The 24,282-nt window shown below is 68.7% G+C and carries 24 protein-coding genes; 12 read left to right on the top strand and 12 right to left on the bottom strand.

Annotated features, from left to right (window positions below; translation table 11 throughout):
• Positions 1-57 precede the first annotated feature (57 nt).
• Entirely contained in the window at positions 58-1,206 is a 1,149-nt protein-coding gene (locus FZP69_RS01410; RefSeq protein ID WP_152039610.1) for a hypothetical protein, read from the bottom strand.
• 126 nt (positions 1,207-1,332) lie between these two features.
• Between FZP69_RS01410 and FZP69_RS01405 the strand changes: the two genes are divergently transcribed.
• The 5 genes from FZP69_RS01405 (at position 1,333) to FZP69_RS01385 (ending at position 5,495) form a co-directional block, all read left to right on the top strand.
• Positions 1,333-2,349: an alcohol dehydrogenase gene (locus FZP69_RS01405; RefSeq protein ID WP_394350142.1), complete on the top strand. Its 1,017-nt coding sequence runs from the start codon at positions 1,333-1,335 to the stop codon at positions 2,347-2,349.
• 110 nt (positions 2,350-2,459) lie between these two features.
• Entirely contained in the window at positions 2,460-3,134 is a 675-nt protein-coding gene (locus FZP69_RS01400; RefSeq protein WP_152039609.1) for a class I SAM-dependent methyltransferase, read from the top strand.
• A complete protein-coding gene (locus FZP69_RS01395; RefSeq protein ID WP_152039608.1) occupies positions 3,131-3,589 on the top strand; it encodes a GNAT family N-acetyltransferase in 459 nt (152 codons plus the stop codon). The genes FZP69_RS01400 and FZP69_RS01395 overlap by 4 nt, the downstream gene beginning before the upstream one ends.
• A gap of 219 nt (positions 3,590-3,808) precedes the next feature.
• Positions 3,809-4,975, top strand: a complete 1,167-nt coding sequence (locus FZP69_RS01390; RefSeq protein ID WP_152039607.1) for a hypothetical protein — start codon at positions 3,809-3,811, stop codon at positions 4,973-4,975.
• 232 nt (positions 4,976-5,207) lie between these two features.
• Positions 5,208-5,495, top strand: a complete 288-nt coding sequence (locus FZP69_RS01385; RefSeq protein WP_152039606.1) for a GNAT family N-acetyltransferase — start codon at positions 5,208-5,210, stop codon at positions 5,493-5,495.
• Between the two features lie 42 nt (positions 5,496-5,537).
• On the opposite strand, the gene FZP69_RS01380 is transcribed toward FZP69_RS01385, so the two are convergent.
• The 6 genes from FZP69_RS01380 to larB all read right to left on the bottom strand — a co-directional run bounded on the left by FZP69_RS01380 (position 5,538) and on the right by larB (position 10,962).
• A complete protein-coding gene (locus FZP69_RS01380) occupies positions 5,538-7,442 on the bottom strand; it encodes a hybrid sensor histidine kinase/response regulator (RefSeq protein ID WP_152039605.1) in 1,905 nt (634 codons plus the stop codon).
• Positions 7,443-7,761: 319 nt separating this feature from the next.
• Positions 7,762-9,135: a phosphoglucomutase/phosphomannomutase family protein gene (locus FZP69_RS01375; protein ID WP_152039604.1), complete on the bottom strand. Its 1,374-nt coding sequence runs from the start codon at positions 9,133-9,135 to the stop codon at positions 7,762-7,764.
• Between the two features lie 101 nt (positions 9,136-9,236).
• Positions 9,237-9,425: a hypothetical protein gene (locus FZP69_RS01370; RefSeq protein WP_152039603.1), complete on the bottom strand. Its 189-nt coding sequence runs from the start codon at positions 9,423-9,425 to the stop codon at positions 9,237-9,239.
• An 88-nt stretch (positions 9,426-9,513) separates the two neighbouring features.
• A complete protein-coding gene (locus FZP69_RS01365; protein ID WP_152039602.1) occupies positions 9,514-9,798 on the bottom strand; it encodes a GIY-YIG nuclease family protein in 285 nt (94 codons plus the stop codon).
• A gap of 82 nt (positions 9,799-9,880) precedes the next feature.
• Positions 9,881-10,030 (bottom strand): DUF7563 family protein, encoded by a 150-nt coding sequence (locus tag FZP69_RS23495; protein WP_449329019.1) that lies wholly within the window; start codon positions 10,028-10,030, stop codon positions 9,881-9,883.
• A gap of 173 nt (positions 10,031-10,203) precedes the next feature.
• Entirely contained in the window at positions 10,204-10,962 is a 759-nt protein-coding gene (gene larB, locus FZP69_RS01360) for a nickel pincer cofactor biosynthesis protein LarB (RefSeq protein WP_152039601.1), read from the bottom strand.
• A 325-nt stretch (positions 10,963-11,287) separates the two neighbouring features.
• Here larB and FZP69_RS01355 point away from each other — a divergent pair, with 325 nt between their 5' ends.
• Positions 11,288-11,455, top strand: coding sequence for a DUF1931 family protein (locus tag FZP69_RS01355; RefSeq protein WP_103427114.1), 168 nt, complete (start codon positions 11,288-11,290; stop codon positions 11,453-11,455).
• Positions 11,456-11,642: 187 nt separating this feature from the next.
• Entirely contained in the window at positions 11,643-13,010 is a 1,368-nt protein-coding gene (locus tag FZP69_RS01350) for an APC family permease (protein ID WP_152039600.1), read from the top strand.
• A 23-nt stretch (positions 13,011-13,033) separates the two neighbouring features.
• On the opposite strand, the gene rpiA is transcribed toward FZP69_RS01350, so the two are convergent.
• Positions 13,034-13,720: a ribose-5-phosphate isomerase RpiA gene (gene rpiA, locus FZP69_RS01345; protein WP_152039599.1), complete on the bottom strand. Its 687-nt coding sequence runs from the start codon at positions 13,718-13,720 to the stop codon at positions 13,034-13,036.
• Between the two features lie 110 nt (positions 13,721-13,830).
• On the opposite strand from rpiA, the gene FZP69_RS01340 reads away from it, so the two are divergent.
• Both FZP69_RS01340 and FZP69_RS01335 read left to right on the top strand, forming a co-directional pair.
• The gene (locus FZP69_RS01340; RefSeq protein WP_204959885.1) at positions 13,831-14,382 is read left to right on the top strand and encodes a hypothetical protein; all 552 of its coding nucleotides are present in this window, start codon (positions 13,831-13,833) and stop codon (positions 14,380-14,382) included.
• Positions 14,375-14,893, top strand: coding sequence for a hypothetical protein (locus tag FZP69_RS01335; protein ID WP_152039598.1), 519 nt, complete (start codon positions 14,375-14,377; stop codon positions 14,891-14,893). Before FZP69_RS01340 ends, FZP69_RS01335 begins: the two co-directional genes overlap by 8 nt.
• A 106-nt stretch (positions 14,894-14,999) precedes the next feature.
• Here FZP69_RS01335 and FZP69_RS01330 read toward each other — a convergent pair whose 3' ends face one another.
• Together FZP69_RS01330 and FZP69_RS01325 are read right to left on the bottom strand one after the other, a co-directional pair.
• Positions 15,000-16,547, bottom strand: coding sequence for a substrate-binding domain-containing protein (locus FZP69_RS01330; protein WP_152039597.1), 1,548 nt, complete (start codon positions 16,545-16,547; stop codon positions 15,000-15,002).
• Positions 16,548-16,647: 100 nt separating this feature from the next.
• Positions 16,648-18,366: a glycoside hydrolase family 13 protein gene (locus FZP69_RS01325; RefSeq protein ID WP_152039596.1), complete on the bottom strand. Its 1,719-nt coding sequence runs from the start codon at positions 18,364-18,366 to the stop codon at positions 16,648-16,650.
• A 343-nt stretch (positions 18,367-18,709) separates the two neighbouring features.
• On the opposite strand from FZP69_RS01325, the gene FZP69_RS01320 reads away from it, so the two are divergent.
• Together FZP69_RS01320 and FZP69_RS01315 are read left to right on the top strand one after the other, a co-directional pair.
• The gene (locus tag FZP69_RS01320) at positions 18,710-19,777 is read left to right on the top strand and encodes a TrmB family transcriptional regulator (protein WP_152039595.1); all 1,068 of its coding nucleotides are present in this window, start codon (positions 18,710-18,712) and stop codon (positions 19,775-19,777) included.
• Between the two features lie 204 nt (positions 19,778-19,981).
• A complete protein-coding gene (locus tag FZP69_RS01315; protein ID WP_152039594.1) occupies positions 19,982-20,737 on the top strand; it encodes an SDR family NAD(P)-dependent oxidoreductase in 756 nt (251 codons plus the stop codon).
• 94 nt (positions 20,738-20,831) lie between these two features.
• Here FZP69_RS01315 and FZP69_RS01310 read toward each other — a convergent pair whose 3' ends face one another.
• Together FZP69_RS01310 and thrC are read right to left on the bottom strand one after the other, a co-directional pair.
• Complete coding sequence (locus FZP69_RS01310; RefSeq protein ID WP_152039593.1) at positions 20,832-21,293, bottom strand: hypothetical protein; 462 nt, start codon at positions 21,291-21,293, stop codon at positions 20,832-20,834.
• A gap of 280 nt (positions 21,294-21,573) precedes the next feature.
• A complete protein-coding gene (gene thrC, locus FZP69_RS01305; RefSeq protein ID WP_152039592.1) occupies positions 21,574-22,878 on the bottom strand; it encodes a threonine synthase in 1,305 nt (434 codons plus the stop codon).
• 95 nt (positions 22,879-22,973) lie between these two features.
• On the opposite strand from thrC, the gene FZP69_RS01300 reads away from it, so the two are divergent.
• On the top strand, positions 22,974-24,215 hold the full coding sequence (locus FZP69_RS01300; protein WP_152039591.1) for an outer membrane protein assembly factor BamB family protein: 1,242 nt from the start codon (positions 22,974-22,976) through the stop codon (positions 24,213-24,215).
• Positions 24,216-24,282 lie beyond the last annotated feature (67 nt).

The following is a 24,282-nucleotide window of genomic DNA, read 5'->3' as shown; positions in this document are numbered from 1 at the left end:
CGGCGACCGACTGCGCTCCACCGACCGCGTCACGACGACCCCCGCATCACGACCGCGTCACGACGACCCCCGCGTCGGCCGGACGGAGACGTAGACGCCGTCGTCGCTCACCGCGACCGTGATCGGTCCGTTCGGGGCACACCGGAGCCAGTTGTACTCCTCGGAGCGTCCGTCGGCGGTCTCGATCTCGAACCGGAGCGGTCCGGCCGGATCGATCGCCGACGGAACCGTCCGCACGTCGTTCGCGTCGAGAGCGAACGTCCGCTCGAACAGCGCCTCCTCGCCGGTGAACGCCCGGACGGCGATCCGGCGAGCGGTGTCGGTCTCGTTCCGGACGCGGAGGTCGTGGTTCGCGTACCCACACCGGAACGCCGGCCCGTCGGCAAGCGACGCGTAGAGCGTGTTCCGGACGCTCGGCTGCCAGTCGTACGTCGTCTCGCCGTCGTCCGTCCGGAGGAGGACGTCGTACCGTAGACTGGCCGGGAGGACCGGGACGAGGACCCGGACGTCCGGCGGGAGGTCGTAGCTCGACGCGAACCGAAGTTCGCCGCGGTTCCAGACGCGGAGCGTCGCTCGTCGCCGTTCGGGCGTGTCGTTGTCGAGCGCGAGCGCGGGCGTCGACCCCAGCGCCTCGCCGACCCCGACGTTCGGGGGGAGGTCGTAGGCGAGGGTCCGCTCGTCGTCGGCGGTGGCGAACGCGCAGTCGCCGAGACAGAGCAGGGGACGGTGGAAGTCGACGTCCGGGGTCAGATCCACCCAGAGGTCGTCGAGGTCGGCGCGCACCGTCCAGTCGTACCGACGGCGGTCGCCCCCGGCGACCTCAACGAGCACCTCGTAGCGGGTCGCCGTCGCGACCAGGTCGGGGAACGACACGGAATCGAGTGCAGGGACCGTCGTGCTGTCGACGAACACCTCCCGGTCGCCATCGGTGACGACGACCGTGAGGAACCGGTCGGTCGAAGTGAGATTGCGCAGGTGGACGCCGCGTGGCCGCTCGAGGACGGCGTCGGCGGACGCATCCGGCGCACGGTACGGCGTTGATGATGGAGGGGTCGTCGTCCGTCCACGCTCGTCTCCAGGGGTCCGACTCGACGGGGGGATCGGCGTCGGCCGTGACGACGTGGGATCGAACAGCCCGTTACAGCCGGCTAACGCGCTCGAACCGCCGGTCGCGAGGAGGGCACGGAGCAGCGAACGGCGTCGCATCGGTGGACGGTAGTGGCGGGGTGGTCATGTACCTACCGCCGCACGAGATGATCCACGGCGGGACGGCCGTGCGGGACACACGACCCACCGAACGAGACTTGAGCCGTCGGTCCCAGTGAGAGACGTATGTCCGACACCATGCGGGCGGTCGTCGTCTCCGAGCCAGGTGGATCGTTCGAACTCGTCGAGCGACCCGTTCCCGACCCGGGGCCGGAGGAGGTCCGAGTCGTCGTCGACGCCTGCGGCATCTGTTACAGCGACAGCTACGTGAAGGAGGGCAGTTTCCCGGGCATCGACTACCCCCGTGTCCCGGGCCACGAGATCGCCGGCCGCGTCGACAGCGTCGGCGAGAACGTCACGGCCTGGGAGGAGGGCGATCGCGTGGGAGCGGGGTGGCACGGCGGCCACTGCTTCACGTGCGACCCCTGTCGGCGCGGGGACTTCCAGCAGTGCGAGAACGGGGAGATCACCGGTCTCACCTTCGACGGCGGTTACGCGGAGTACGCCGCGGTTCCCGCCGAGGCGCTCGCGCGCATCCCCGACGAGCTCGACAGTGTGGACGCCGCGCCGCTGCTCTGTGCCGGCATCACGACGTTCAACGCGCTGCGGAACAGCGGTGCCCGCCCCGGCGACCTCGTCGCCGTCCAGGGCATCGGCGGCCTGGGTCACCTGGGAATCCAGTACGCCCACGCCGCGGGGTTCGAGACGGTCGCGCTCTCGCGCAGCCCCGACAAGCGCGACCTCGCCTTCGAACTCGGCGCGGACCACTTCGTCGACGCCTCCGAGGAGGACCCCGCCGCGGCGTTGCAGGGGCTCGGCGGTGCGCGCGTAATCCTCGGCACCGCACCGTCGGCGGCCGCCGTCGAGAGCGTGGTCGGCGGCCTCGGCACCGACGGGGAACTCGTGGTGGTCGGCGTCCCGCACGAACCCGCGGGCGTCGACGTCCAGCACCTCGTGATGACCCGGGGAGCGGTCAGTGGGTGGGCTTCGGGGCACGCCCGCGACTCGCAGGACACTCTCGAATTCAGCGCGCTCCGGGACGTCACCCCGGAGATCGAGACCTACCCGCTGGACGCGGTCGACACGGCCTACGACCGGATGATGGCGAACGAGGCCCGGTTCCGCGTCGTGCTGGAGCCCTGATAGTGTTTACTGGAACCCCGAGCTGACGGCGGCAGCCGTCGCCGTGGCAGCCTCGCCCCCCGACCGGGGACCACCACGGGTATTTCAGTCGCGCGGTCGAAGTCGTGGTGATGACCGACCGGCCGACCGACAGTGGGCACGGAGGAGGGGTGTACGACTGGTGGAGTCGCCACCCGCGACTGCTGGACGCCTTCTACACCGTCGTCTTCGCCGGTCGGGAGGCGTCGATACGGCGGCGTGCGGTCGAGGCGCTCGACCTCTCACCCGGCGATCGCGTGCTCGAACTCGGCTCCGGACCCGGGAACGCGTTCGCCGAACTCCACGACCGCGTCGGGAACGGGGGGGTGGTGGTGGGCGTCGACGCCAGCGCGGGGATGACGCAGCGGGCGACGGATCGAATCCGAGCTCACGGGTGGGAGAACGTCCACGCCATCCGGGGGGACGCGACGCGACCCCCAGTGATCGGCCAGCAGTTCGACGCAGTGTACGCCGCGATGTCGCTCAGCGCGATGCCCCACCCCGTCGGGGGCGTGACGGCGGCCCACGACGCGCTCCGACCGGGGGGGCAGCTCGCCGTGCTGGACGCCCAGCCGTTCCAGCACTGGCCGATGAAACTGCTGAACCTCGTGCTCGTCCCCCTGTTCAGGGCGACCACGAACTGGGAGCCCGAGGCGAACGTCCCGGCGGCCGTCCGCGACCGGTTCGTCGACGTCGACGTCCGGGAGTTCACCGACGGGACGCTGTTCGTCGCCAGCGGTCGGAGAGCCGACGACGCCGAGTCATGACCGACGCGAACGACGGACGCGGAGCGAGAGATGCCGGCGAGCGGGGCGGGCGTACCGACGAGAGGGACGGGCGTACCTGCGACGGAGGCAGTCCGACGATCCGCAACGGCACCGAACGTGACCTGCTCGCTGTCCTCCGGGTACTCGAGGGGGCGATGCTGGACGTCGGCGCGAACCAGATCCGCCAGCGGACCGAATCGGAAGAAGTGCTCGTCGCCGAGCGCGACGGACGGGTCGTCGGCGCACTCGTCCGCGACGGCGACCACGTCGAGGCGATCGCGGTCCACCCCGACCGGCGTGGCACGGGGATCGGACGGACGTTGGTCGAGGCGGCACTGGACGAGACCGGGCGGCTCACGGCGGCGTTCCGCGAGGAGGTGCGGCCGTTCTACGAGAGACTCGGGTTCGACGTCGAGGAGCGCGACGAGCGACTCTGGGGCGAGCGGATCGAGTGAACACAATATCGCACGAGCGGACGCGGTGGTCACGAAGGAGAGCGTGCAGATTCGACACGACCGACCGGGACGCTGGACGCAGAGAGTGGCGGATGAGACGTCCGAGAACGGAGCCAGCGAGGGAGAGCCGCTCCCCACGGGAGCGCCTGGCACGGACGCGCGCGGCCGTTGCTGACGGGGTGCCGCGCAAGCTATTACAGTTCGTGACGTTTTACTGTCGTGGTCCCACGATCCGAGGAGGAGCAGCCGGAGACGGACCCAGTACGTCGGCGTCCGAACGCGCAGTCGGTGACGGCGCAGTTCGGTTCGAAGGTCGCTGCCGGCGACTTCGGGACGTTGGCGGCGCTCTCTGTCGTCGCCACCGTTCTGTGGTTCGCGTTCCTCTATCTCGTCTCCGTCCTGTTCGGTCTCCAGACCGAGTACGCCGACCCGACGGCGGTGCTGGGGAGCGCAGCGTACTTCTTCAGTGTCATGCTCGTGATCGAACTCGTCGTCATCGCACACTGGATCGCGAACGGCCGGACCTCGTGGGACCAGGTTGCCACGTGTTTCGCGGACGAGACGGCCGCTCGGCGACGGATCAACCGGTGGCTCGGCTGGCAGCGCGACTTCAGACCGGTGCTGGTACTCTTCGCCGCCTACAACCTCACGATCCCGTTCTGGGTTCACAAACTCGACCCGTTCACCAGCGGCTCTCACTCCCTGTTCTTCGTCATAAACGCCGCGGTCGTGTTAGCGACGACAGTGATCGTATACTTCGTGATTGTACACCTCCTGCTCGTGCGATCGGTGCTGCGACTGGAGCTACGGAGCGTCCACTCCGCAGCTCGAACGTTCGACCCCCTCATGCGGTTCGGGACGAGGGCATCGACCGGGTGGTTCGCGCTCGTGACGCTCTACTTGGTCTACCTCTACTATCTGGTCCTGATTCCGTCCGTCGAGTCGGGCGACGGGAGCTTCGTATCCGTCGCCGTACTCGACGTCGCGTTGCGGCTGGTCGAATCGCCACCCAACGTTCCGTTCTATCCGGACCCGTCCGGGTATCTGTCGACGGTCGTGCTGTTCACGGTCGTCGGCTTCGCGATGTTTTTCGCCCCGATCTGGATGGTTCACACGAAGCTGAAGACCACGAAGCGCGAACGGCTGATCGAGGTCGAAGAGCAGTACGACGAGGCCGTCCGCAGCTGGCGTGACGACCCCGGACGAGGGCCTGACGTGACGGTCGAACTGGATCGGCTCGACCGGCTACACGACGCGACGAGAAGCATCCGTACCTGGCCCTCCGACATCGAATCCGTCGGTAAACTGGCCATCGCGTCGGCGATTCCGACGCTCCAGCTAGTCGTCCTCCCGATCGTTCGGGCCATCGTTTCGCGGCTCTCCTGAGTGGTCGACGACGCCCGGGACCGAGACAGCCGACGAGTCTCCGTCTGCTGACGCGTGGGCGTGTCGAACGACGCCGTCGTGGAGGCGCGGACACGGACTCAGTCGGCGCAACCTCGGGCGTGGCAGAAGGCGGCGAGACGAGGGAGTCTCGGGCCAGCGGCTCGACCGGGTCGAGGAACGCCTCGATCCGCGCGTTACTGCTGGCTTCCGCGTCCCCCGGATACTCAAGCGGATGACGGTGGACGTCGGCGCGAACCAGATCCGCCGGTGGACCGAATCCGACGAGGTGCTCGTCGCCGGGCGCGACGGACGGGTCGTCGGCGCACTCGTCCGCGACGGCGACCACGTCGAGGCGATCGCGGTCCACCCCGACCGGCGTGGCACGGGGATCGGACGGACGTTGGTCGAGGTGGCACTGGACGAGACCGGGCGGCTCACGGCGGCGTTCCGCGAGGCGGTGCGGCCGTTCGACGAGTCACGGGGGGTCGAGATCGAGGCACTCAAGAAGCGATTTCGGTGATCGGCAGGCGTGGCCGATCACCGGTCGCTCGACGCGGCGCAGTCAGACGACCGTGACGTCGCTGAACTCGAACCGTGCCCCGCCAGCCACGCCGTCGGTGACGGCGACCTGCCAGCCGTGACTGGCGACGACGTCTCGCACGATGCTCAGCCCGAATCCCGTTCCGTCGACTTTCCGCGAGTAGCCGCGTTCGAACACGCGCTCGCGTTCGGCCGCCGGGATTCCCGGCCCGTCGTCCTCGACGTAGAACCCGCCCTCGAGGTCGCCGAGCGTGACTGTCACCGCTCCCCCGGTGCGTTCGACCGCGCCGCCAGCCGGTTGCTGACCGTCGCTGGACCCGTGCTCGGCGAGGTCGTCGGCTTCCAGCCGACTGTCTGTGGAACCGTGTTCCACGCAGTTCCGGAACAGGTTCGTCAGCAGCTGTCGGAGCCGAGTCGGGTCGGCACGGACCGTCCGGGTCGTCTCGATCACCAGCGTCGCGCCGTCCGTCTCGACGTGGTCCCAGCAGGAGCGAGCGAGCGTCGTCAGTTCGACCGGCTCCACCTCGCTCACGCCGTCGCGCTCCCGGGCGAGCGCGAGCAGGTCGTCGATCAGAAGCCGGCTCCGATCGAGCGCGCCCATCGCGTGGTCCAGATGCTCGCTGTCACAGTCGTTCCGCGCGAGTTCCAGCCGCCCCGCAACGACGCCCAGCGGCCCCTTGAGATCGTGGCTCACGACGTCGGCGAAGTCGTCGAGGCGCTCGTTCTGTCGGGAGAGTTCCCGTTCGCGACGTCGCTGTTCGGTCACGTCCTGTGAGACGGCCATCACCTGCTCGATGCGGCCGTCGGCGTCCCTGACTGGCAGAGTCCGGACGCGGTACTGCCGACCCCTGTACGACTGTTCGAAGTCGCTCTCCCGACCCTCGAACGCGTCACCGAGGTGTTCCTCGATCTCGTCGGCGATCGCCGGTGGGTACCGGTCGCGTGGCCGGTCGCCTTCGATATCGGCCGGGGAGAGTCCGACCTCCGAGAGTCCGCGGCCGCCCGCACGTACACACTCGAACGCCTCGTTGTAGAGGAAGACGCCGCCGCCGGGGAAGTGTTCGACGAGCGTCCGGTACTGGTCGGCCCGCGTCGCCAGTTCGGATTCGAGTTCGTGACGCGCCGTCACGTCGGTCAGCGCGAACAGGACGCCTTCGACGGCGCCGGCGTCGTCGAACAGCGGGACGCCGTTTATCAGCAACACCTTGCGGGTTCCGTCGGGCGACCGGATGCTCTGCTCGAAGCCGTAGAGCGGTTCGCCCGAGTCGAGTACCCGTCGAAACGGGAGCTCCTCGTCCGGGATCGGGTCGCCGTCGAGGTCTCTGTTGTCCCACTCGGGGGCGTCGTACGTGCGCTCGGTCACCTCGGCGCGTTCCAGACCGAGCACCGCCGTGGCGCGCTGGTTCGCGAAGACGAACCGGCCCGCCGTGTCCAGGTAGACGACGCAGGCGGGGACGGTTCTGAGGATGTGGTCGAGCTGGCGTCGGGACCGTTCGGCGTCGAGCGTGGACCGGGTGGCCGCCACCGCGTTCGCGATTCGGTGAGCCAGGATGGTGTACTGGTCGATCCCGTGTGCCTTCTGCAGGTAGTCGGTGACGCCCGCGGAGATGGCGTCGCCGGCAACCGCCTCGCTGCCGTGACCGGTGAACAGGACGAACGGGAGATCGGGATAGTCGGCACGGACGGCCTCGAGGAACTCGATCCCGTTCGTGCCGGGCATGTCGTAGTCGGAGACGACGCAGTCGAAGCCGCCTTCGGCGAGTCGAGCTAGCCCCGTCCCCGCGCTGTCCGCCGTCTCGACGGTGATGCGGTCGTCCGCCAACTGCACGAACTCGGCGGCCGTCTCCACGAACGCCGGGTCGTCGTCGACGTGGAGCACGCGGATCGGAGCCGCGTCGGCCGACGTCGTTCCGAACGGTGAACTCATCGGCGACCACCCGCGTACTCGCGTCGGAGATCGATCGGGAGTCCGTCGACCACGCGTCCGGCGACGCCGGTCGGCAACGAACCAGTGGTGACTCCGACGAACGCTCTCGGGAACGGGTGAACAGGTCCGTGGCGACCGTCGAAGGAAGCGGGAGTCATCGGCGGAGGAGACCGACCCTGGATACGACACTGGCCGGTAAATACGTTTCTCGGCGTGGTGTCTCGTAGATGGGAGGACGGGCGGGACGACCGACCGAAACTCGGAGGGGGCGCGGGATCGACACCGGAAGCGGGCGCGGGATCGACACCGCGGACGAAGCCTACACCAGCGGCTCGACCAGATCGCGGCCCGCGTCGAGGAGCGCCTCGATGCGCTCCTCGCTCGACGCTTCGGCGTACACTCTGAGCACGGGCTCGGTCCCCGAGGGGCGGACGAGGAGCCACGAGCCGTCGTCGAGCAGGAGTTTGAAGCCGTCGAGCGTGACGACCTTCGCGATCTCGCGGCCGGCGACGGTCTCGGGCAGCTCGCGCTCGAGGTCCGAGAGCACACGCTCCTTCTCGGCGTCGGGGCAGTCGACCGAGATCTTGTCGGCGACGATGTCGCCGTGTTCGTCGAGGAGGCGGTCGACGCGGGCGTCGAACGGCTCCTCGCTGGCGATCGCCGCCCCGAGAAGCCCCATGAGGACGCCGTCCTTCTCCCGGATGTGTCCACGGATGGAGAAGCCGCCGGACTCCTCACCGCCCACGAGCGCGTCGTGTTCCTGCATGCCCTGGGCGACCCACTTGAACCCCACGGGGGTCTCGAACACCTCCTCGCCGTGTGCCTCGGCGATGCGGTCGATGAGGAACGTCGTCGACACCGTCCGGACTGCGGGACCCGAGTCGGATTCGAGGAGGTAGTCGTACAGGGCGGCGTAGAAGAGGTTCTCGTCGAGTTTGCCGCGTTCGGGCGTGACGAACGCGACCCGGTCGGCGTCCCCGTCGTTGGCCACACCGAGGTCGGCGTCGTGTTCGCGAACCAGCGATTCGAGTTCGCGGAGGTTCTCCGGACTCGGCTCTGGGTGGGCTCCTCCAAAAGTAGGGTCGTCCTCGCAGCGGTGACGGATCACCTCGACACCGGCCGACTCCAAAAGCGCGTCCGTGACGCCGCGGCCGGAGCCGTGGATCGCGTCGTACACCACCGTCACGCCGGAGAGGTCGGCGTCGACGAGCTCTCGTGCGTGGTCGGCGTGGACGGTGACGAGGTCCTCGCGGCTGACCGTGCCGTGTTCCTCGGGGGGCAGGAGGTCGGGTTCGCGGAGGTTGGCTTCGATCCGCTCCGTCACCTCGGGGAGCGCGGGCGCGCCGTCGCTCGGGATGAACTTCACGCCGTTGTACTCCGGCGGGTTGTGCGAGGCGGTCAGCATGAGCGCGCCCGACGCACCCCGGTCGACGATGGTGTACGCGGCGACGGGGGTGGGACAGTCGCGTTCGGGCAGGATCACGTCGAACCCGTTGCCCGACATGACCTCGGCGAGCGAGTCGGCGAAGCCGGGTGACGACTCCCGCGCGTCGTAGCCGATGACGACTGGGTCGTCGAACCCCTCGTCGCGGAGGTAGTCCGCGACGGCCTGTCCGACGATCCGCACGCGGTCGTCGGTGAACGTGTCGAGTGTGGCCCGCCAGCCGTCAGTGCCGAAGGAGATAGCGTCCATACCGCACCTTGCGCACGACCGGAATAAAAAGTATGCCAGTCGACCGGCTTCACCGCCGTGCAGCGGGACGTGTTCCTCTCCTCGGGCCGACGTTCGGCGGGTCAGGGGTCGTCGTCGACCGGCGACGGCCGGTCGTCCGTGACCGGTCGCCAGAAGTACGCGTCGGCCTGCAGGTCGCGGGTGATCTCGCGGAGCGAGCGGCCGTCGCACCGGCTACACCACGGGGGGACGGCAGGGCTGGCGTGGACCGCGTCGCACCGATCGCACGCGTAGTAACGCAGGCCGAGCATCGATCTCCCTTGGTGGCGGCGGCGCAAGACTCGTTCGGTTCGTCCGTTCGACCGCTGGTCGATGGAGCGACGACGGTCGAACGTCCGATCAGCCCCGCTCCCGGTCGTCGTGGTCGAGAACCGCCGCGACGTCCGTCCCGGCCGCGAGTCGCGCCTTCGCGTCGTGCGAGAGCTGCTTGAGTTCGTACTCCCGCGACATCGCCGCCGACCGGGAGTCGAACCGCTCGACGTGGACCAGCTCCACGGGGGTCCGCCCACGAGTGTACTTCGCGCCAACCTCGTCGTTGTGCTCGTCGACGCGCCGCCGTGGATCGGTCGTATACCCCGCGTAGTACGTGCCGTCCGCACAGGCCAGGAGGTACGCGTAGTGCACGACGGAACGGGCGGGCGGGGGAGTGGTCAATCCTTCGCCCGGAAGAAGTGGCTTCGCGTGGTGGTCGTCCACGACTCAGCGGTCATGCGTTGCGGGTCCGGTTCCGCGCGACTTCCGCGATTCCCGCGTTCGCCGAACAGTTTGGACAGGCGAGGACTCGCCCGACTTCGTCGGCGAACACGCGTGCGAAGCGCTCGGAGACGTGCGACCCGCAGTGGTCGCAGGTTGGCATTGCTCGCGCCCGGCAACCACCAGTGCCGGTGTATCGCGTTAGGAGTCCACTGTATTAGGGCTTCGCGCGCACGCGCGAGGAGGCTACGAACGTCCAGTTGCATCGAGACTTTCTCGATAGGCGTACAGAACTGGCCCGTGACCGGCGCGGTCGGGCAGACACCCGTGGATCGACTACCCCGAACGCCCGCCGTCGACCGCGCGGGCGACCAGGCCGGCCTGCGCCCCCGCGACGAAGCCGGCGTCGACGTTCACGACCGAGAGGACGGTACACGACTGGAGCATCCCGCCGAGGGCTGCCTCGCCGTCCCCGCCGAAGCCGTACCCCGTCGAGACGGGGAGACCGATCACCGGTGTGTCGACGAGTCCCGCGACGACCGTCGGGAGCGCCCCCTCGCGACCGGCGGCGACGACGACGACGTCCGCGGCACGGATCGGTTCGAGGACGTCGACGATCCGCCCCAGATGCGCGACGCCGACGTCCTCGATCCACTCGACGGTCGCGCCCATCTCTCGCGCGATGACGGCCGCCTCGCCGGCGACGGGGGCGTCGGAGGTGCCCGCCGTGACGACCGCGACGGTGGCGGCGAGCGACGGGGGATCGAAGTTGGAGGTGTGCGCGACGACCGTCCGAGCGCGCTCGTCACGCTCGACGGCGACGTGAGAGGGCAGGCCGTCGTCGACGGCCGTCGCCGTCTCGTCGTCGACGCGGGTGACGATGGCGCGACCGGTCGTCTCGACCGCCGTCGCGGCCAGATCAGCGACTTCTACGGGGGACTTGCCCTCACCGAGGATCGCCTCGGGAACGCCGCGCCGGGTCTCGCGGGCCGCGTCGAAGCGGCCCGCCTCCGTCGTCGCGTACCCGCGCAGCCGTGCCTCCGCCGCCGCCGGCGAGAGATCGCCGGCCGCGACTGCATCGAGTATGTCTCGCATATCCGATGGTCGGCGCTCGTCCGGCACATATGTGTCGTTCCCCGTCGACGGCGACGCTGACACTGACGGCTGTCGCGTGTCGCGGCGCGCAGCCAGCGACCGTCGAGGGTGTGAGTGGCGGCGAGTTACTGTAACGAATGTGATAGTCGGGACTCGAGAGAGGGGTGAGCCGGGCGTGATATCGCGGTCCAATCCCGCTTGATGAGGCCGTTCGCCGGCATCATATATAAATCCAGCCCCTGCAAAAGCCATATTCGACCGATACACCGGCAGAGAGCGTCATTTGGGGAAATCTTATTAATAAGGGGCTAGTATGGTATGTTGTATGGCAGACCTCATCGTCAAGGCAGCCGTCAAGGAAGCGCTTAGCGACAAGAACGTAGCCTCGGACTTCTACGACGCGCTGGACGCGGAAGTGAAGGAACTGCTCGAAGACGCCGCCCGCCGAGCCGAAGAGAACGACCGCAAGACGGTCCAGCCGCGCGACCTGTAGACCGACCAGCGCGGCGTCTTCGATTTTTTCGAGCACAACCGTCCAGCGACGGCCGTCACCTCGACGACCGACGGATCGGGGTCCGACGACCGCGCCGACCGGCGAGGAAACCCGCGTGAGCGGCGTGTACGACCGCTTGCGCCTGCAAGGGAGACACACTGTGTGCTCGAGCCGGAACGGGTGACCGATGAGCGAAGGTGAGTTCGGACTGGTGGAGGCCGTCTCGATCGGTCTCGGCGGGATGATCGGTGGCGGTATCTACGCCGTACTCGGTGTCGTGAGCCGAGTCACGGGCGCGGCGACATGGTTCGCCTTCGTCCTGGCGGGCGTCGTCGCGGTCTGTGCCGGCTACTCGTTCGTGCGGCTGAACGAACTCGTCGCCGCCGACGGGGACGAGGGCGGCGGTGGCGGTGCCGTGACGTTCGTCCAGTCGTTCACTGGCAACTCGACGCTCGCCGGGATGGCCGGGTGGACGCTGCTGGTCGGCTACGTCGGGTCGATGGCGATGTACGCGTTCGCGTTCGGCGAGTTCACCGTGGCGCTGCCGCTCGTCCCCGAGTCGGTCGCAGGGCTGTCACTCCGACCAGTGGTGTCGGTGCTCGCGGTGGCGGGCTTCGTCGGCCTGAACCTCCTCGGCACACGCGCGACCGGGTCGGCAGAGAACGTCCTCGTCGCGGTGAAGGTCGTCGTGCTCGTGGCGTTCGGCGTCGGCGGAGTGGCGTACGCGCTCCTCGCCACGTCCGAGCCCGTCCAGGTCGGCACGTCGCAGATCGCGTCGTTCAGCCCGATCATGGCGGCGGCCGTGGCGTTCGTCGCCTTCCAGGGGTGGCAGCTCCTCTTCTACGACCAGGAGAGCTTCGAGTCCCCGCGGGAACAGATTCCGACGGCGGTGTACATCTCGATCCCGGTCGCGATCGCGATCTACGTCGTCGTGGCCGTGGCGACGTACAACCTCGCGCCGCAGGCGCTCCAGTCACATCCGCACACGGCGCTGGCGCGGGCGGCCTCGACAATGACCGGCGCGGTCGGTCTGGCGTCCGTCGGTGGCGTCGTCATCTCACTGTCGGCGCTGTTCTCGACGGGTAGCGCGATCAACGCGACGCTGTTCTCGACGGGCTACTTCGCCAAGGGGCTGCTCTCGGACGACCTCCTGCCCGACCGGGTCGGCGACACGAGCGAGAGCGGCGTCCCGACGCGCACGGTACTGCTCCTCGGCGTCGTCACCGCGGCGTTCAGCGCCGCCGGGAGCCTCTCGGCGATCACCTCGTTCGCGTCGCTCGCGTTCATCGTCGTCTTCGGCGGGACGAGCTATCTCGCGTTCACGCAGCGGGACGCCGAGGGGATCGACGCGCTGTGGCCCGCGGTCGGCACCGTCGGAGCCACGCTCTTCTTCGGCCTCATGTTCCTCCACCTGTACAGCGCCGAACGGAACACGTTCTACACCGTCCTGGTCGTTGCCGCGGTCGTGCTCGGCGTCGAACTCCTCTACTTCGAGCGCGACGTCATCGAGGAGGAGATCCCGTCCCTCGGCACGTCCGGCGAGGGGACGGGGTGAGGACACCCCGGGGGACTCCGCCGTCAGCGTTCGTGAACCGTCACGCCCGTCTCGGTGCCGACGTGGAGTTCGTCGGCCAGCCCGACGAAGAGGCCGTGTTCGACGACGCCCGGCACGGCGTCGAGGGTCGTCGCGAGCGCGTCGGGGTCGGGGATCGACCCGAAGTCACAGTCCAACACGAGGTTGCCGTTGTCGGTCACGACCGGGCCGTCCTTGCGCTCGGCGCGTCGGAGTGTCGCCTCGCCGCCCGCGTCCGCGACCGACCGCGCGACGACGGTGTGGGCGGCCGGAAGCACCTCCACCGGCACCGGGTGCGAGAGGACGTCGACGCGTTTCGAGGGGTCGACGACGACGACGAACCGCTCGGCGAACGAATCGATCACCTTCTCGTGGGCGTGCGCCGCGCCACCACCCTTCACGAGGTCGAAGCCGGCCACCTGATCGGCACCGTCGATCGCGATGTCGATCCGGTCGACCTCGTCCAGCGCGCGGAGCGGGATGCCCACGTTCCGGGCGAGTTCGCGCGACTGGAACGACGTCGGGACGCCGACGACGTCGACGCCGTCGGCGACCCGTTCGCCGAGCCGACGGATGGCGTGGGCCGCCGTACTCCCCGTGCCGAGGCCGACGGTCGTCCCTCCCTCGACGAGCGCAGCGGCGGAGTCGCCCGCGCGTCGTTTCGCCTCGTCGCTCCCGCCGGTCGTCTTCATACCCGGTCGCGCGCGCCGAGCGCGTAAAAAAGCCGGCGTCCGGTCGCGTCGGTCACGCCGATCGTGTCGCGACCCCGACACTCATCACGTCCCGCCGAGTAGCCCCGAGTATGGGTCTCACCCTCGTCCAGCCGCTCCCCCTCCACGCCCTCCTCCCCGGCGGTCAGTCCCCGCTGCCACCGGACCCGACGGGCGTCGCTCTGACCGCGTCCCCGCTCACTCTCACCAGCCTCGCCGTCCGGTGGCTCCACGTCCTCGCGGCGACGGTCGCCGTCGGAGGGAGCGTCCTGACGTGGGTGCTCCTCCGGATCGACCTCGGCAGTCCCGGGCCACCGGACGCGCCGCCAGCCGTCGTGACCGTCGCTCGCACCTACGAGTGGCTCTTCTGGGCGGCGGTCGGGACGCTCGTGATGACCGGGGTCGGAAACCTCGGCGCGTTCGCACCGACGCTGCCGGGCGGCCGCTGGCGGACCACGCTCGACGTGAAGCTCGGGCTGTTCGTCGTCGTGCTCGTCGCCTCCGTCGTCCGGCTCCGCCTCCTCGCTCGCCTCCCGCCGTCGCCCGATCCGGCCACGAAGTGGACGCTTCGGCGCGCGTACGGCGCGACCGCGGTTGGTCTCGTCGCCCTGCTCACACTCGCGGCGGTGTTGGCGCATGGATGAGTCGTCGGAAGCGTCCGAGGCGTCAGAAGCATCGGAGGTGCCGGTCGAATCGTCCGTTGACGACGACCCCGGCATCGACCCCCTGTTCGCGTGGGCGCTCGCGTCGTTCCACGCCGCGGTCCTCATCGTCGTCCCGCTGGCGCTGGTACACGCCGTCGCGCCGGTCGCGCTCGGCGGCGTGCTGGGGAGACTCGACACGCTCGTCGGGGTGGGCCTCTACTCGGTGCTGTGGGGGTCGACGTGGTGGTCGAACCGGCGGTACCTGGCGACGAGTGACTTCGAAGACGTGGCGGCGACGATCCGCGTGGGCGCACGGTGGGGTGCCGTGACCGGTCTTCCACTGTTGGCCTGTGTCGTCGTCGCAGCGCTGGTCGTCACGAACCCGTTCTTCGCCGCACTACTCCTCGTCGTGGGCGGCGTCGCCGCCCTCCTCGTCGGCGCGGTCGTCGGGAGCGTCCTCGCCGGCGTCGACGTGGCGCTCGACCGGGTCGCACGCGAGGACGGCCCCTGACGGGTGTCGAGGGGACCGTTGTAGCGTTTCACACGTGGTGGACCGGAGGGTGGTCGGTGTGCAGGAGAGAGGGAAAGTCCGCCACGTCTCGTGAGCCGGTCCGTGTTCAAGCCGATTCTTCGGTTCCCACCAGTTCCTCTTTTAGTTGGCTCATCGCCGCAGCTGGCGCCCGTTCCTGCGCGTAGCTCTCGTTGACACGCCTGGAGATGCGGATGGACTGGGTCGGCCAGATGGTCGTCACTGGTCGTGGGATCGCGTTCTCTCCTGCAATCCGGAGTTGTTCCATGTACCGACCGTAGGGGGCGACCTCCCGGGCACGGTCGGAGCCGAACAGCTCGGTTCTGGGTGGGGTGTACCCCAGCAGGTCGAACATCTCGAGCTGGAACTCCGGTTTCATCATCGTCCGCATCACCTGCACGGCGGCGGACTTGTTCTGTGAGTTGGGGTTCAGCGCGTTGTGCCAGCCACCCAGTGCCGCGACCGGCCCTCCGGTCTGTGGGTACTTCGCCTCGCTGGCGGGCACTCCGTACGGGATCGGCATGACACCGAGATCCTCGCCGAAGGCGTCCTCCGCGCCGTTGATGCCGATGGAGTACGGCCAGTTGCGGTGCATGATGGCGTCGCCGTTGGTAAACGGCTTGCGAGAGGACTCTTCTGTCCACTGGAGGACCGCCTCGGGGGCGATGTTGCCCGCGAAGTCGTCGCTCGAGAGTGCCTCGGGGTCGTCCGCACCGTGGATGAACGTGCGGATCATCCGAATGGAGTCGACGACGGGTTGTTCGTCGACCGTCACGGGCCGTTCGCCGATAGGGCCGAACAGGTTCTCCTCGGGGTTGCCGAAGTACGCACCACCCCAGGAGGTCATGAACTCGTTGAAGTCACAGCACGACAGCCCCTCGTAGGCGTTCGCCTGGAACGAGAACCCGTACTGGACGTCGGGGTTGGCCTCCATCGCCTGCTTCGTTACTTGCGAGAACTCGGCCCACGACATCGACTCCGTGGCCCACGTGCTGAAGTCCGACTCGCCGTAGCCGGCCTCGCGGAGCAGGTCCTTGCGGTACTGTACCGTCGGGAAGTCCGGGAACAGCGGCACGCCGTAGAGGTCACCCGTCTGTGGGTGTGAGGCCGTCCGAAGGGAGGCGTCGAAGTAGTTCTCCCGGACGTCCATCAGCATCTCCTCGGGCAGGACGTTCGAGAGGTTCGCCAGCTGTTCGCGCTGGATGAACGGGATGGTCCACCCGCTGTCGAACTGGAGGAGGTCTGGCTTCTCGCGGCCCGAGGAGAGCCACTGCGTGTAGCGCGACTGCCGGTTGTCCGTGAGGTTCGACCCGGCGAGCATCTCGAGCTCGATGTTCTCCGAGAGGCCCGCGCTTCGAAGTGCCGCCACCACCGCGTCTCTCCGGTTCTTCTCGCGCGGGCCGACCGCCCACGAGACCGTGACCGTCTCGGTCGGTTCGCTGGTGTCGACTGGTTCGTCCGTGCCCGCACTCCCCGCGGAGGAGCCGCTCGACCCACCGGTGCTGACGCATCCGGTGAGACCGACCGCTGTCGCCGACGCGCCCGCCGCCTTGACGAAGTGCCGCCGCGAAACCGAGTGAGTGCTGGTGGTGCCGTTGGTGCTGTTCTTCCGTGTACTGTTGTTGTCGTGCGTCATGAGCTCGTGTCGTGTGTCGTGTGTTCGATCGTCCGATTCGTCCGTGGCGCCGGATGGTCGCCGTCAGTATGGGAGTGTCAGCCGCGTTCCGTGCGGCCGTTCACGACTCACCTCCGTCGAGCCGGTACACGGCCGCCTCGTAGGGACGGAACTCGCGTTCGACGGGGTTCGCCGGCGTGTCCGGATCGTTGCTGACCAACAGTTCTGCGCCGTCCGTATCCAGACCGGGGCAGTCGAAGCGCGCCGACTCCGTCGACCAGTTGAGGACGACGAGCAGCGTCTCCCTCACGTGCGAACGCGTGTAGGCGTAGAACTGCTCGTCGTCGGGCAGGAGGAGGTCGTACTCGCCGTAGACGAGCGTCTCCTCGTCGTGTCTGAGCTGTATCAGCTCTCGGTAGTGGTGCCAGACTGACTCCTCGTCCGCCATCGCGGTCTCGGCGTTGATGTCGGGGTAGTTTTCGTTGACCGCGAACCACGGTTCGCCATCGGTGAACCCGGCGTTCTCGTCCCCCGACCACTGCATCGGGGTCCGGGCGTGATCGCGGCTCATGTAATCGACGAGATCCGTGACCTCGTCGAAGGAGTCGACGGCGTCCTCGGCGAGGAGTTCCTCGACGATGCCGGTCGTCATGGGATCGTCGACCTCGTCGAGGCTGTCGAACGCCGTGTTCGTCATCCCGAGTTCGTCTCCCTGGTAGAGGTACGGCGTGCCACGGAGCGTCAACAGGAACGTGGCGATGAGCGTCGCGCTCTCTCGACGGAAGGCACCGTCGTCACCGAACCGGGAGACGATTCGCGGGAGGTCGTGGTTTCCGAGGAACAGCGCGTCCCAGAACTCCCCGGCCAGGTCGTTCTGGCTCCGGGTGACGACCTTCTTGAACGTCGTGAGATCCCACTCCCCCCAGCCGTCGAGGCTCCACTGGCCGTCGGCTCCCCAGTCGACGGTCAGGTGGTTGAACTGGAACACCATGTCCAGTCTCCCACCGCCGTCGGCGAGGTAGTCGGCGGCCTCCTCGATGCTCGTTCCACCCATCTCGCCGACGGTCATGACGTCGTACCGTGCGAGCGTCTCGTCGTGCAGTTCCTGAAGGTACTCGTGGATGTGTGGGCCGTGGTGGTAGTGTTCGGAACCGACGAGTTGGCGCTCCGGGTCCCCGTCCGGCAACCCGTCTGCCTTCGAGAGGAAGTTGATCGCGTCCATCCGGAAGCCGTCGATTCCCTTCTCGAGCCACCACATGACCAGCTCCTTCACCTCGTCTCGGACGTCCGGATTCCGCCAGTTCAGGTCCGGCTGGTGCTCGTCGAAGAGGTGGAGGTACCACTGCTCGCGCACCTCGTCGTAGGACCACGCCGACCCGCCGAAGATGGACTCCCAGTTGTTCGGTGGCTCGTCGGGGGCGCCGTCGCGCCAGTAGTAGTACTCCTCGTAGCCGTCTTTTCGACGGCGCGACTTTTGGAACCACTCGTGTTCGTCGGAGGTGTGGTTCACTACGAGATCCATGACGAGTCGGATGTCACGCGCGTGCAACGCCGACAGCAACTCCTCCCAGTCGGCCATCGTCCCGAACTCGTCCAGGATCGCGCGGTAGTCGCGGATGTCGTAGCCGTTGTCCACGTTCGGGGAGTCGTACACCGGACAGAGCCAGACGACGTCGACCCCCAGCGAGTCGAGGTAGTCGACGTTCTCGGTGATGCCCGGAATGTCGCCGACCCCGTCGCCGTTCGAGTCGTTGAAGCTGCGTGGGTAGATCTGGTAGACCACCGCCTCCTTCCACCAGGTGCGTTCTTCCCGAGCCGTCGTCCCGAGTGCTCGGCTCACCCGTCGTCGCTCCTCCTGGGTCGGTCGGTCGGCCGCGGTGCGGTCGTTCGTATGTCGTTCATGGTGGTGTTCGAGGACGTTCGATCCTCGTCTGGCTCACTCGACGGGGGCTATCCACTTGAATGTAAAAATCTTAAACAAGAGATTTAATAAGATTTTAGACTCGAGGGGAAAGTGCCATGCGACGGATGGATCGAGACGGCTGCGTGGGGACAACTCGCCGTTTAACCGCGGCGTCCCTCGGCAGATCAACCGGCTGGCCGATCGGTCGAGGATCGACCCCTGGTGCCGCGCGGATGACCGGTACGAACTATCACCACTGACCGACAAGGGACGGGCATCGATGACGGACACAGAGTCGCCGGACGACGCGACGCTCAGAGCGGAGTTGAGTCTCTTCGGGCTCTCCGACGCGGAGGTCGACACGTATCTCGCTCTCCTCCCCCACGGGGAGGCGACCACGCGGACAGTCGCAGAGGACGCGGGCGTCACACAGCAGGCGGTCTACAACATCGCCGACCGCCTCGAACGGCGCGGGCTCGTCCAGGTCCGGGAGTACGCCTCGCCGAAGACGGTCCGCGCGGTTCCACCGCGGGAGGCCATCGCGTCGCTCTCGGAGCGGCTCGAATCCCTCGCACCGTCGCTGGAAGACCGGTTCGAAGCGGCGGCCCCACGGGAGCCGGAGATACAGATCGTGAAGTCGCGTGAGACGGCCCGAAAACGCCTCCATCGCGCCATCTCGGGGGCCGAGCACGAGATATTCGTCGCCGTCCCCGAACCCGTCTTCCCCGACATCGAAGCGGACCTCCGAGCCGCCGTCGACCGTGACTTGCTCGTCTTCGTGTTGCTGGGCGAAGCGGACACGAACGACGACGCCGGGGCGAACAAGCGTCGGTTCGCCGGTGTCGCAGACGCCGTTCGGGTGTGGGATGCGGGCCTCCCGTTCGTCTACGCCGTCGACGACACGTCGGCGATGATCGGTGATCCCGACTTCCTCTCGGGAACACACGACGACAAACAGGCCGTGGCCGTCTCGCAACACCACCTCACGGGGACCGTCCACGGGATGTACCTCTCCGCGTACTGGCCGGCCTCGGCAGAGGCGTACGTGACCGACCCCGACCCGCTTCCGAAGTCGTTCGACTGGTTCCGACAGGCCGTCCTCCACACGTTCCTTCACCAGCAACGAGGGACAGCCCTCTGGGCGGACATCACGACCGTGAGCGGTGAGGAGATCGCTGGCCCCGTGAGTCGGGTCAATCAGGCGTTCGTCGAGCCGGCGACCAATGAGTACACGCTGGAGACGAGCATCACGCTCGAAACAGCCGACGACGAGGTGAGTTTCGGTGGGGCGGGCGCGTTCATCGAGGAGTACGAGACAGCCAGGGTGAGTCTCCGAGAGGATCCGTAGCGGCGAGTTGTCGACGCCGGACGTTCTCGGCTCCAGTCAGTGCTGCAAACGTGCCCCGTGTGCCACCCGATCCCACCGACTGGAGTAGACGTCGGAACGGGACCGTGCGTCACGAGCGACGCGGGACGAAACCACTCGTCCGCCGGTGTGACGACGACCGGGGTGCAGGCGAACGGTTTTGTCGCCGTCGGTCGTGTACACGGTATGACACACACGGCAGTCATCGCTGGCGTCGGTCCCGGACTCGGCGAGTCGATCGCGCGACGGTTCGTCGCGGAGGACTGTCGTGTCGCGCTGTTGGCCCGCACCGCGGCCTACGTCGAGGGGCTCGCCGACGACCTCGGTGAGGCGGCGCTGGCGGTGCCGACGGACCTCACGGAACCCGAGGAGATCGAGGCGGCGTTCGCGACCGTGCGCGAGGCGTTCGGTCCCGTCGACGTGCTGGTCAACCACGCCAGCGGCGGGGCGTGGAAGGGGGCGCGCGACCTCTCGCTCGACGAGTTCGAACACGCCTGGGAGGTCGGTGCCCGCGCCGGGTTGCAGTGCTCACAGGAGGCGCTCGACGACATGCTCGGCGACGGGGACGGTGCGACCGACGCGAGTGAGGGGGACGGCACGAGCGGCGGGGACGATACGAGCGACGGAGCCGGCGGCACCATCCTCTTCACCGGCGCGACCTCCTCGATCCGCGGTCGAGACGGGGCGGCCGCGTTCTCCAGCGCGAAGTTCGCCGTCCGCGGGCTGGCCGAGTCGATGGCCCGGGAGTTCGGGCCGCAGGGGGTCCACGTCGCCCACGTCGTCATCGACGGCGGGATCCTGCCGCCGGGACGAGAGGTGTCGACCCCCGGGGAGTATCTCGACCCCGACGCCATCGCCGACTCGTACTGGCACCTCGTCGGGCAGGATCGCAGCGCCTGGACGCTCGAACTGGACCTCAGACCGCACGTCGAGGAGTTCTGACTCGGCACGAGCCGTTGTCGGAGAGCCGGTCGAACCCGTGCCCACCCGGGCAGTGAGAGAGCGACGGACGGCGGAACGGGCGACGCGGGCCGCCTCAGTCGAGGCCGAGGCCACGCACGAGCCGGGATCGAACCGTCGAGAGGGCCGCCCGGACCGCGTCGGCGAGAGAATCGCGTCGCGGACGCGTCGAGGCTGCTGTCGAAGCGTCGGCGGCCTCGGCGGTGTCGCGCTGGTCGAGCAGTCGCTCGTACCGCTCGATGACCGCCCGTCGCTCGGCGGCCTGCGTCTCGATGTAGTCGCGCAGGGCTTCGTTCTCGTCTTCGAGTTCGGCGACGCGCTCGTGTTCGCGGGAGACGGCGACGTCGTGTTCGCGTCGCGGGACGACGGCTGACGGGGCTGGACCGGGGGACGGGGTCGTGGGGAGCGTCTGTGGCCGTGAGGGTCGACCTGGCTGCGTCGACGCGGCGGAGGCACGCTCGCGATCCGACTCCGGTGGGAACGTTCGCGTGCCCGCTGCCGTCCGGCTGACGGTCCCTGTTGGGAGGCTCGGGGGCACGTGAACAAGTACCCAGGCGACGATCAAAAACGTGCGTCAGACGGGTGTCACGCACGTGTGGAGCCGTGTGAACGTCAGTCCACGGCGACGGTCGGACTCGGCGACGGGATCCGAGGTGATGTCGAGGGGTGGAGAGAGTGGGGTACGGAGAGGAGTCGGCGGTGGACCACGGACGCGACGAGGAGAGGGAGGCCGGGCCGCGTCGACGTGCAACGAGCAGGACTGGGTGGAGTGCAGCGAACAGACGGGCTGGGCCGACATCCAACGAGCAGGGCGTGGGTCAGAACGGCAGCAGCCGCCGGAGACGACCCCGGGACCGTCCACTCGACCGGCCGAGGAGGTCGAGGACGGCGTCGGTGTCGTTGGCGACGGGTTCGGGTTCGTTGCCGGCCTCGAACGCCGCGTCGGGGTCCTTCAGGAGGTGGCCCGTGGTGAGACAAACCACGTCCTCGTCGGCGTCGACGACGTCGTCGTCACGGAGTTTCTTCAGGCCCGCCACGCTGGCGGCGGAGGCGGGTTCGACGCCGACGCCCTCCTTGGCGAGCGCACGCTGGGCGGCCGTGATCTCCTCGTCGGAGACCGAGACGGCGGTGCCGCCCGTGTTGCGGATGCCCGGAAGCGCCTTGGGGGCGTTGACGGGGTTGCCGATCCTGATGGCAGTCGCGATGGTCTCGACCTCGTCCCAGCGGCGCACCTCGTCGGCACCCGACTCGACGGCCTCGACCATCGGCGCTGCACCCTCGGCCTGGACGCCCGTGAGCTTCGGGACGTCGTCCTCGTCGAGGGCACCGGACTGGACGAGTTCGCGGAAGCACTTGTACAGCGCGGCGGTGTTGCCCGCGTTGCCCACGGGGAGCACGATGCGGTCGGGGTACGTCCCGTAGTCGTCGTGGAACTCCTCTAAGATCTCGAGCCCGATCGTCTTCTGTCCCTCTAGCCTGAAGGGGTTGAGGGAGTTCAGGAGGTACACTTCGCCCGCCTGCGCCAGCTCCTGGACGATGTCGAGACACGCGTCGAAGTTGCCGTCGACCTCGAGGATGCGCGCGTCGTGGAGCGCCGCCTGGGCGATCTTGCCGGCGGCGACCTTCCCCGAGGGGAGGAGCACGAGCGTCTCGAGTCCCGCGCGGGCACCGTACGCCGCGAGCGCCGCCGACGTGTTGCCGGTCGAGGCGCAGGCGAGGCGGCCGACGCCGAGTTCCTTCGCGACGCGGACGCCGACGGTCATACCCCGATCCTTGAAGCTCCCCGTCGGGTTCATCCCCTCGTGTTTGACCCGGAGCGTCGAGACGTCGATCGCCGTCTCGATCCGGGGGACGCGGTGCAGCGGCGTCCCCCCCTCGGGGAGGGTGACGCCCTCTTCAAACGGGAGCGCGGCGCTGTAGCGCCAGACGCCGCGGCCCTCGAAGTCGTCGAACGTCGGCGGGTCGGCGTACCGGACCTCGAGGAGGCCGTCGCAGTCGTCGCACGTGTAGCGGATGTCGTCGAAGGGGGCGAACGTCTCGCCGCAGTCGATGCACGCCAGCCAGACGCCGTCGGCGGCCCCGTCGGGCGCGGTCGGGGTCTCGGCGGTCAACGCGAGGCTCATTGTCGAGTCGCTTGCGCCGCGGAGTAAAAAGGGGGGCGGTCGGGAGCCACGGGAGAAGACACTTGTCCGGCGTGACCGACTTCGAGGACGAACCGATGCACGCCGCATCCTCCGCGTCCGCCGCCGCGATCAGCCGCCGCGACGTCCTCCGGGCGGCCACGGCCGTCGGGATCACGGCCGGGGTCGCCGGCTGTGCACGCTCACGCGAGGCGTTCCCCGAGCGCCAGTGGCCGATGGCCGGCGGTGGGCCGCGGAACGCCTCCAGCCTCGGTGGACCGGTCCCGAACGCGGTCGAACAGGCGTGGCAGGCGTCGCTCGGGGGGCGGCCGACGACCCCGCCGATCGTCGCCAGCGGCACCGTCTACGTCGGATCGGAGCGCCGGTTTCACGCGTTCGGTGCCGACGACGGGAGTCGGACGTGGGAGGCCCAACTGCCGAACCAGACCGGTGACGGGGTCGCCCGGCAGGTGGTCGCCGGATCGCCAGCGTACGGCGGGGACGGCGTCGTCGTCTGCACGGGCTACGAGAGCGGCCGCGAGGGACGCGGTGGGATCGTCCACGGCTACGACGCCGAGACGGGCGACCGGTTGTGGCACCACGTCCCCGACGGTCGGTACGCCTACAGTGTCCGCATCGCTAACGGGACGGCGTACCTCCGCACGTCGACGGTTTGTCTGGCGCTCTCGACGGAGAGCGGGGACGTCGAGTGGCGGCAGGGCGGGTTCGAGCCACTGGCGTACGAGACGTTCAACATCCGCGAACCGTACGGCATCGGCGTCGCACCGGCAGTCGCCGACGGGACCGTCTACGTCCCCGACCGAAACCGGCTCCGTGCGCTGTCGGCCGACACGGGCGAAGAGCGCTGGCGCGTCGAACTGCCCTACTGTCTGTCCGGGCCGGCCGTCGTCGACGACCGGGTGTACGCGCGGGGGTACTCCAGCGAGAGTCGGACCGTCGCGCTCACCCGCGACGGCGAGGAGGTGTGGCGGGCACCGGGCGGGGGGCTGGCACCCCCGACGGCGACGGCCGACGCGGTGTTCGTCGCGAACCGCGACCTCGTCGCGCTCGACGCCGCGACCGGCGAGGAACGGTGGCGGTGGGACCTCCGGATGGACCTCGTCAGGGCCGCACCGATCGCGAGTCCCGAGACGGTGATCGCACTCGGGAATCGCTCGGCTGCGCTCCACCAGAGACGGCCGCTTCTGGGCCTCGGCGGGCGCGTCCGCTGGACACTCCCGGACGACGTGACGGCCGCCGTGTCGCCCGCGGTCGGTGCCGGGGCACTCTACGCGGTGAACCCGCTCACGGGGCAACTGGTCGCCTACCGGGGCGCGTAGCGGCGCACGCCTCGGGGGCCGTGCGACGTCACAGCCGGGTTCCCGATGCCGACGGTCGCGACGCGCT

Source organism: Salinigranum salinum, assembly GCF_009176545.1.
In the GTDB taxonomy this organism is placed as follows: domain Archaea; phylum Halobacteriota; class Halobacteria; order Halobacteriales; family Haloferacaceae; genus Salinigranum; species Salinigranum salinum.
The sequence above is the reverse complement of the archived record's forward strand: the minus strand, read 5'-3'. Positions and strand labels throughout refer to the sequence as shown.

Bases quoted from the DNA above. Each gene is read 5' to 3' on its own strand.
- FZP69_RS01340 (WP_204959885.1), top strand. From the start codon at position 13,831: ATGGGTCTCACCCTCGTCCAGCCGCTCCCCCTCCACGCCCTCCTCCCC.
- FZP69_RS01315 (WP_152039594.1), top strand. From the start codon at position 19,982: ATGACACACACGGCAGTCATCGCTGGCGTCGGTCCCGGACTCGGCGAG.
- FZP69_RS01385 (WP_152039606.1), top strand. From the start codon at position 5,208: ATGACGGTGGACGTCGGCGCGAACCAGATCCGCCGGTGGACCGAATCC.
- FZP69_RS01405 (WP_394350142.1), top strand. From the start codon at position 1,333: ATGTCCGACACCATGCGGGCGGTCGTCGTCTCCGAGCCAGGTGGATCG.
- FZP69_RS01370 (WP_152039603.1), bottom strand. From the start codon at position 9,425: ATGCTCGGCCTGCGTTACTACGCGTGCGATCGGTGCGACGCGGTCCAC.
- FZP69_RS01380 (WP_152039605.1), bottom strand. From the start codon at position 7,442: ATGAGTTCACCGTTCGGAACGACGTCGGCCGACGCGGCTCCGATCCGC.
- rpiA (WP_152039599.1), bottom strand. From the start codon at position 13,720: ATGAAGACGACCGGCGGGAGCGACGAGGCGAAACGACGCGCGGGCGAC.
- larB (WP_152039601.1), bottom strand. From the start codon at position 10,962: ATGCGAGACATACTCGATGCAGTCGCGGCCGGCGATCTCTCGCCGGCG.
- FZP69_RS23495 (WP_449329019.1), bottom strand. From the start codon at position 10,030: ATGCCAACCTGCGACCACTGCGGGTCGCACGTCTCCGAGCGCTTCGCA.
- FZP69_RS01300 (WP_152039591.1), top strand. From the start codon at position 22,974: ATGCACGCCGCATCCTCCGCGTCCGCCGCCGCGATCAGCCGCCGCGAC.
- FZP69_RS01350 (WP_152039600.1), top strand. From the start codon at position 11,643: ATGAGCGAAGGTGAGTTCGGACTGGTGGAGGCCGTCTCGATCGGTCTC.
- FZP69_RS01355 (WP_103427114.1), top strand. From the start codon at position 11,288: ATGGCAGACCTCATCGTCAAGGCAGCCGTCAAGGAAGCGCTTAGCGAC.
- FZP69_RS01375 (WP_152039604.1), bottom strand. From the start codon at position 9,135: ATGGACGCTATCTCCTTCGGCACTGACGGCTGGCGGGCCACACTCGAC.
- FZP69_RS01335 (WP_152039598.1), top strand. From the start codon at position 14,375: ATGGATGAGTCGTCGGAAGCGTCCGAGGCGTCAGAAGCATCGGAGGTG.
- FZP69_RS01320 (WP_152039595.1), top strand. From the start codon at position 18,710: ATGACGGACACAGAGTCGCCGGACGACGCGACGCTCAGAGCGGAGTTG.
- FZP69_RS01330 (WP_152039597.1), bottom strand. From the start codon at position 16,547: ATGACGCACGACAACAACAGTACACGGAAGAACAGCACCAACGGCACC.
- thrC (WP_152039592.1), bottom strand. From the start codon at position 22,878: ATGAGCCTCGCGTTGACCGCCGAGACCCCGACCGCGCCCGACGGGGCC.
- FZP69_RS01410 (WP_152039610.1), bottom strand. From the start codon at position 1,206: ATGCGACGCCGTTCGCTGCTCCGTGCCCTCCTCGCGACCGGCGGTTCG.
- FZP69_RS01400 (WP_152039609.1), top strand. From the start codon at position 2,460: ATGACCGACCGGCCGACCGACAGTGGGCACGGAGGAGGGGTGTACGAC.
- FZP69_RS01395 (WP_152039608.1), top strand. From the start codon at position 3,131: ATGACCGACGCGAACGACGGACGCGGAGCGAGAGATGCCGGCGAGCGG.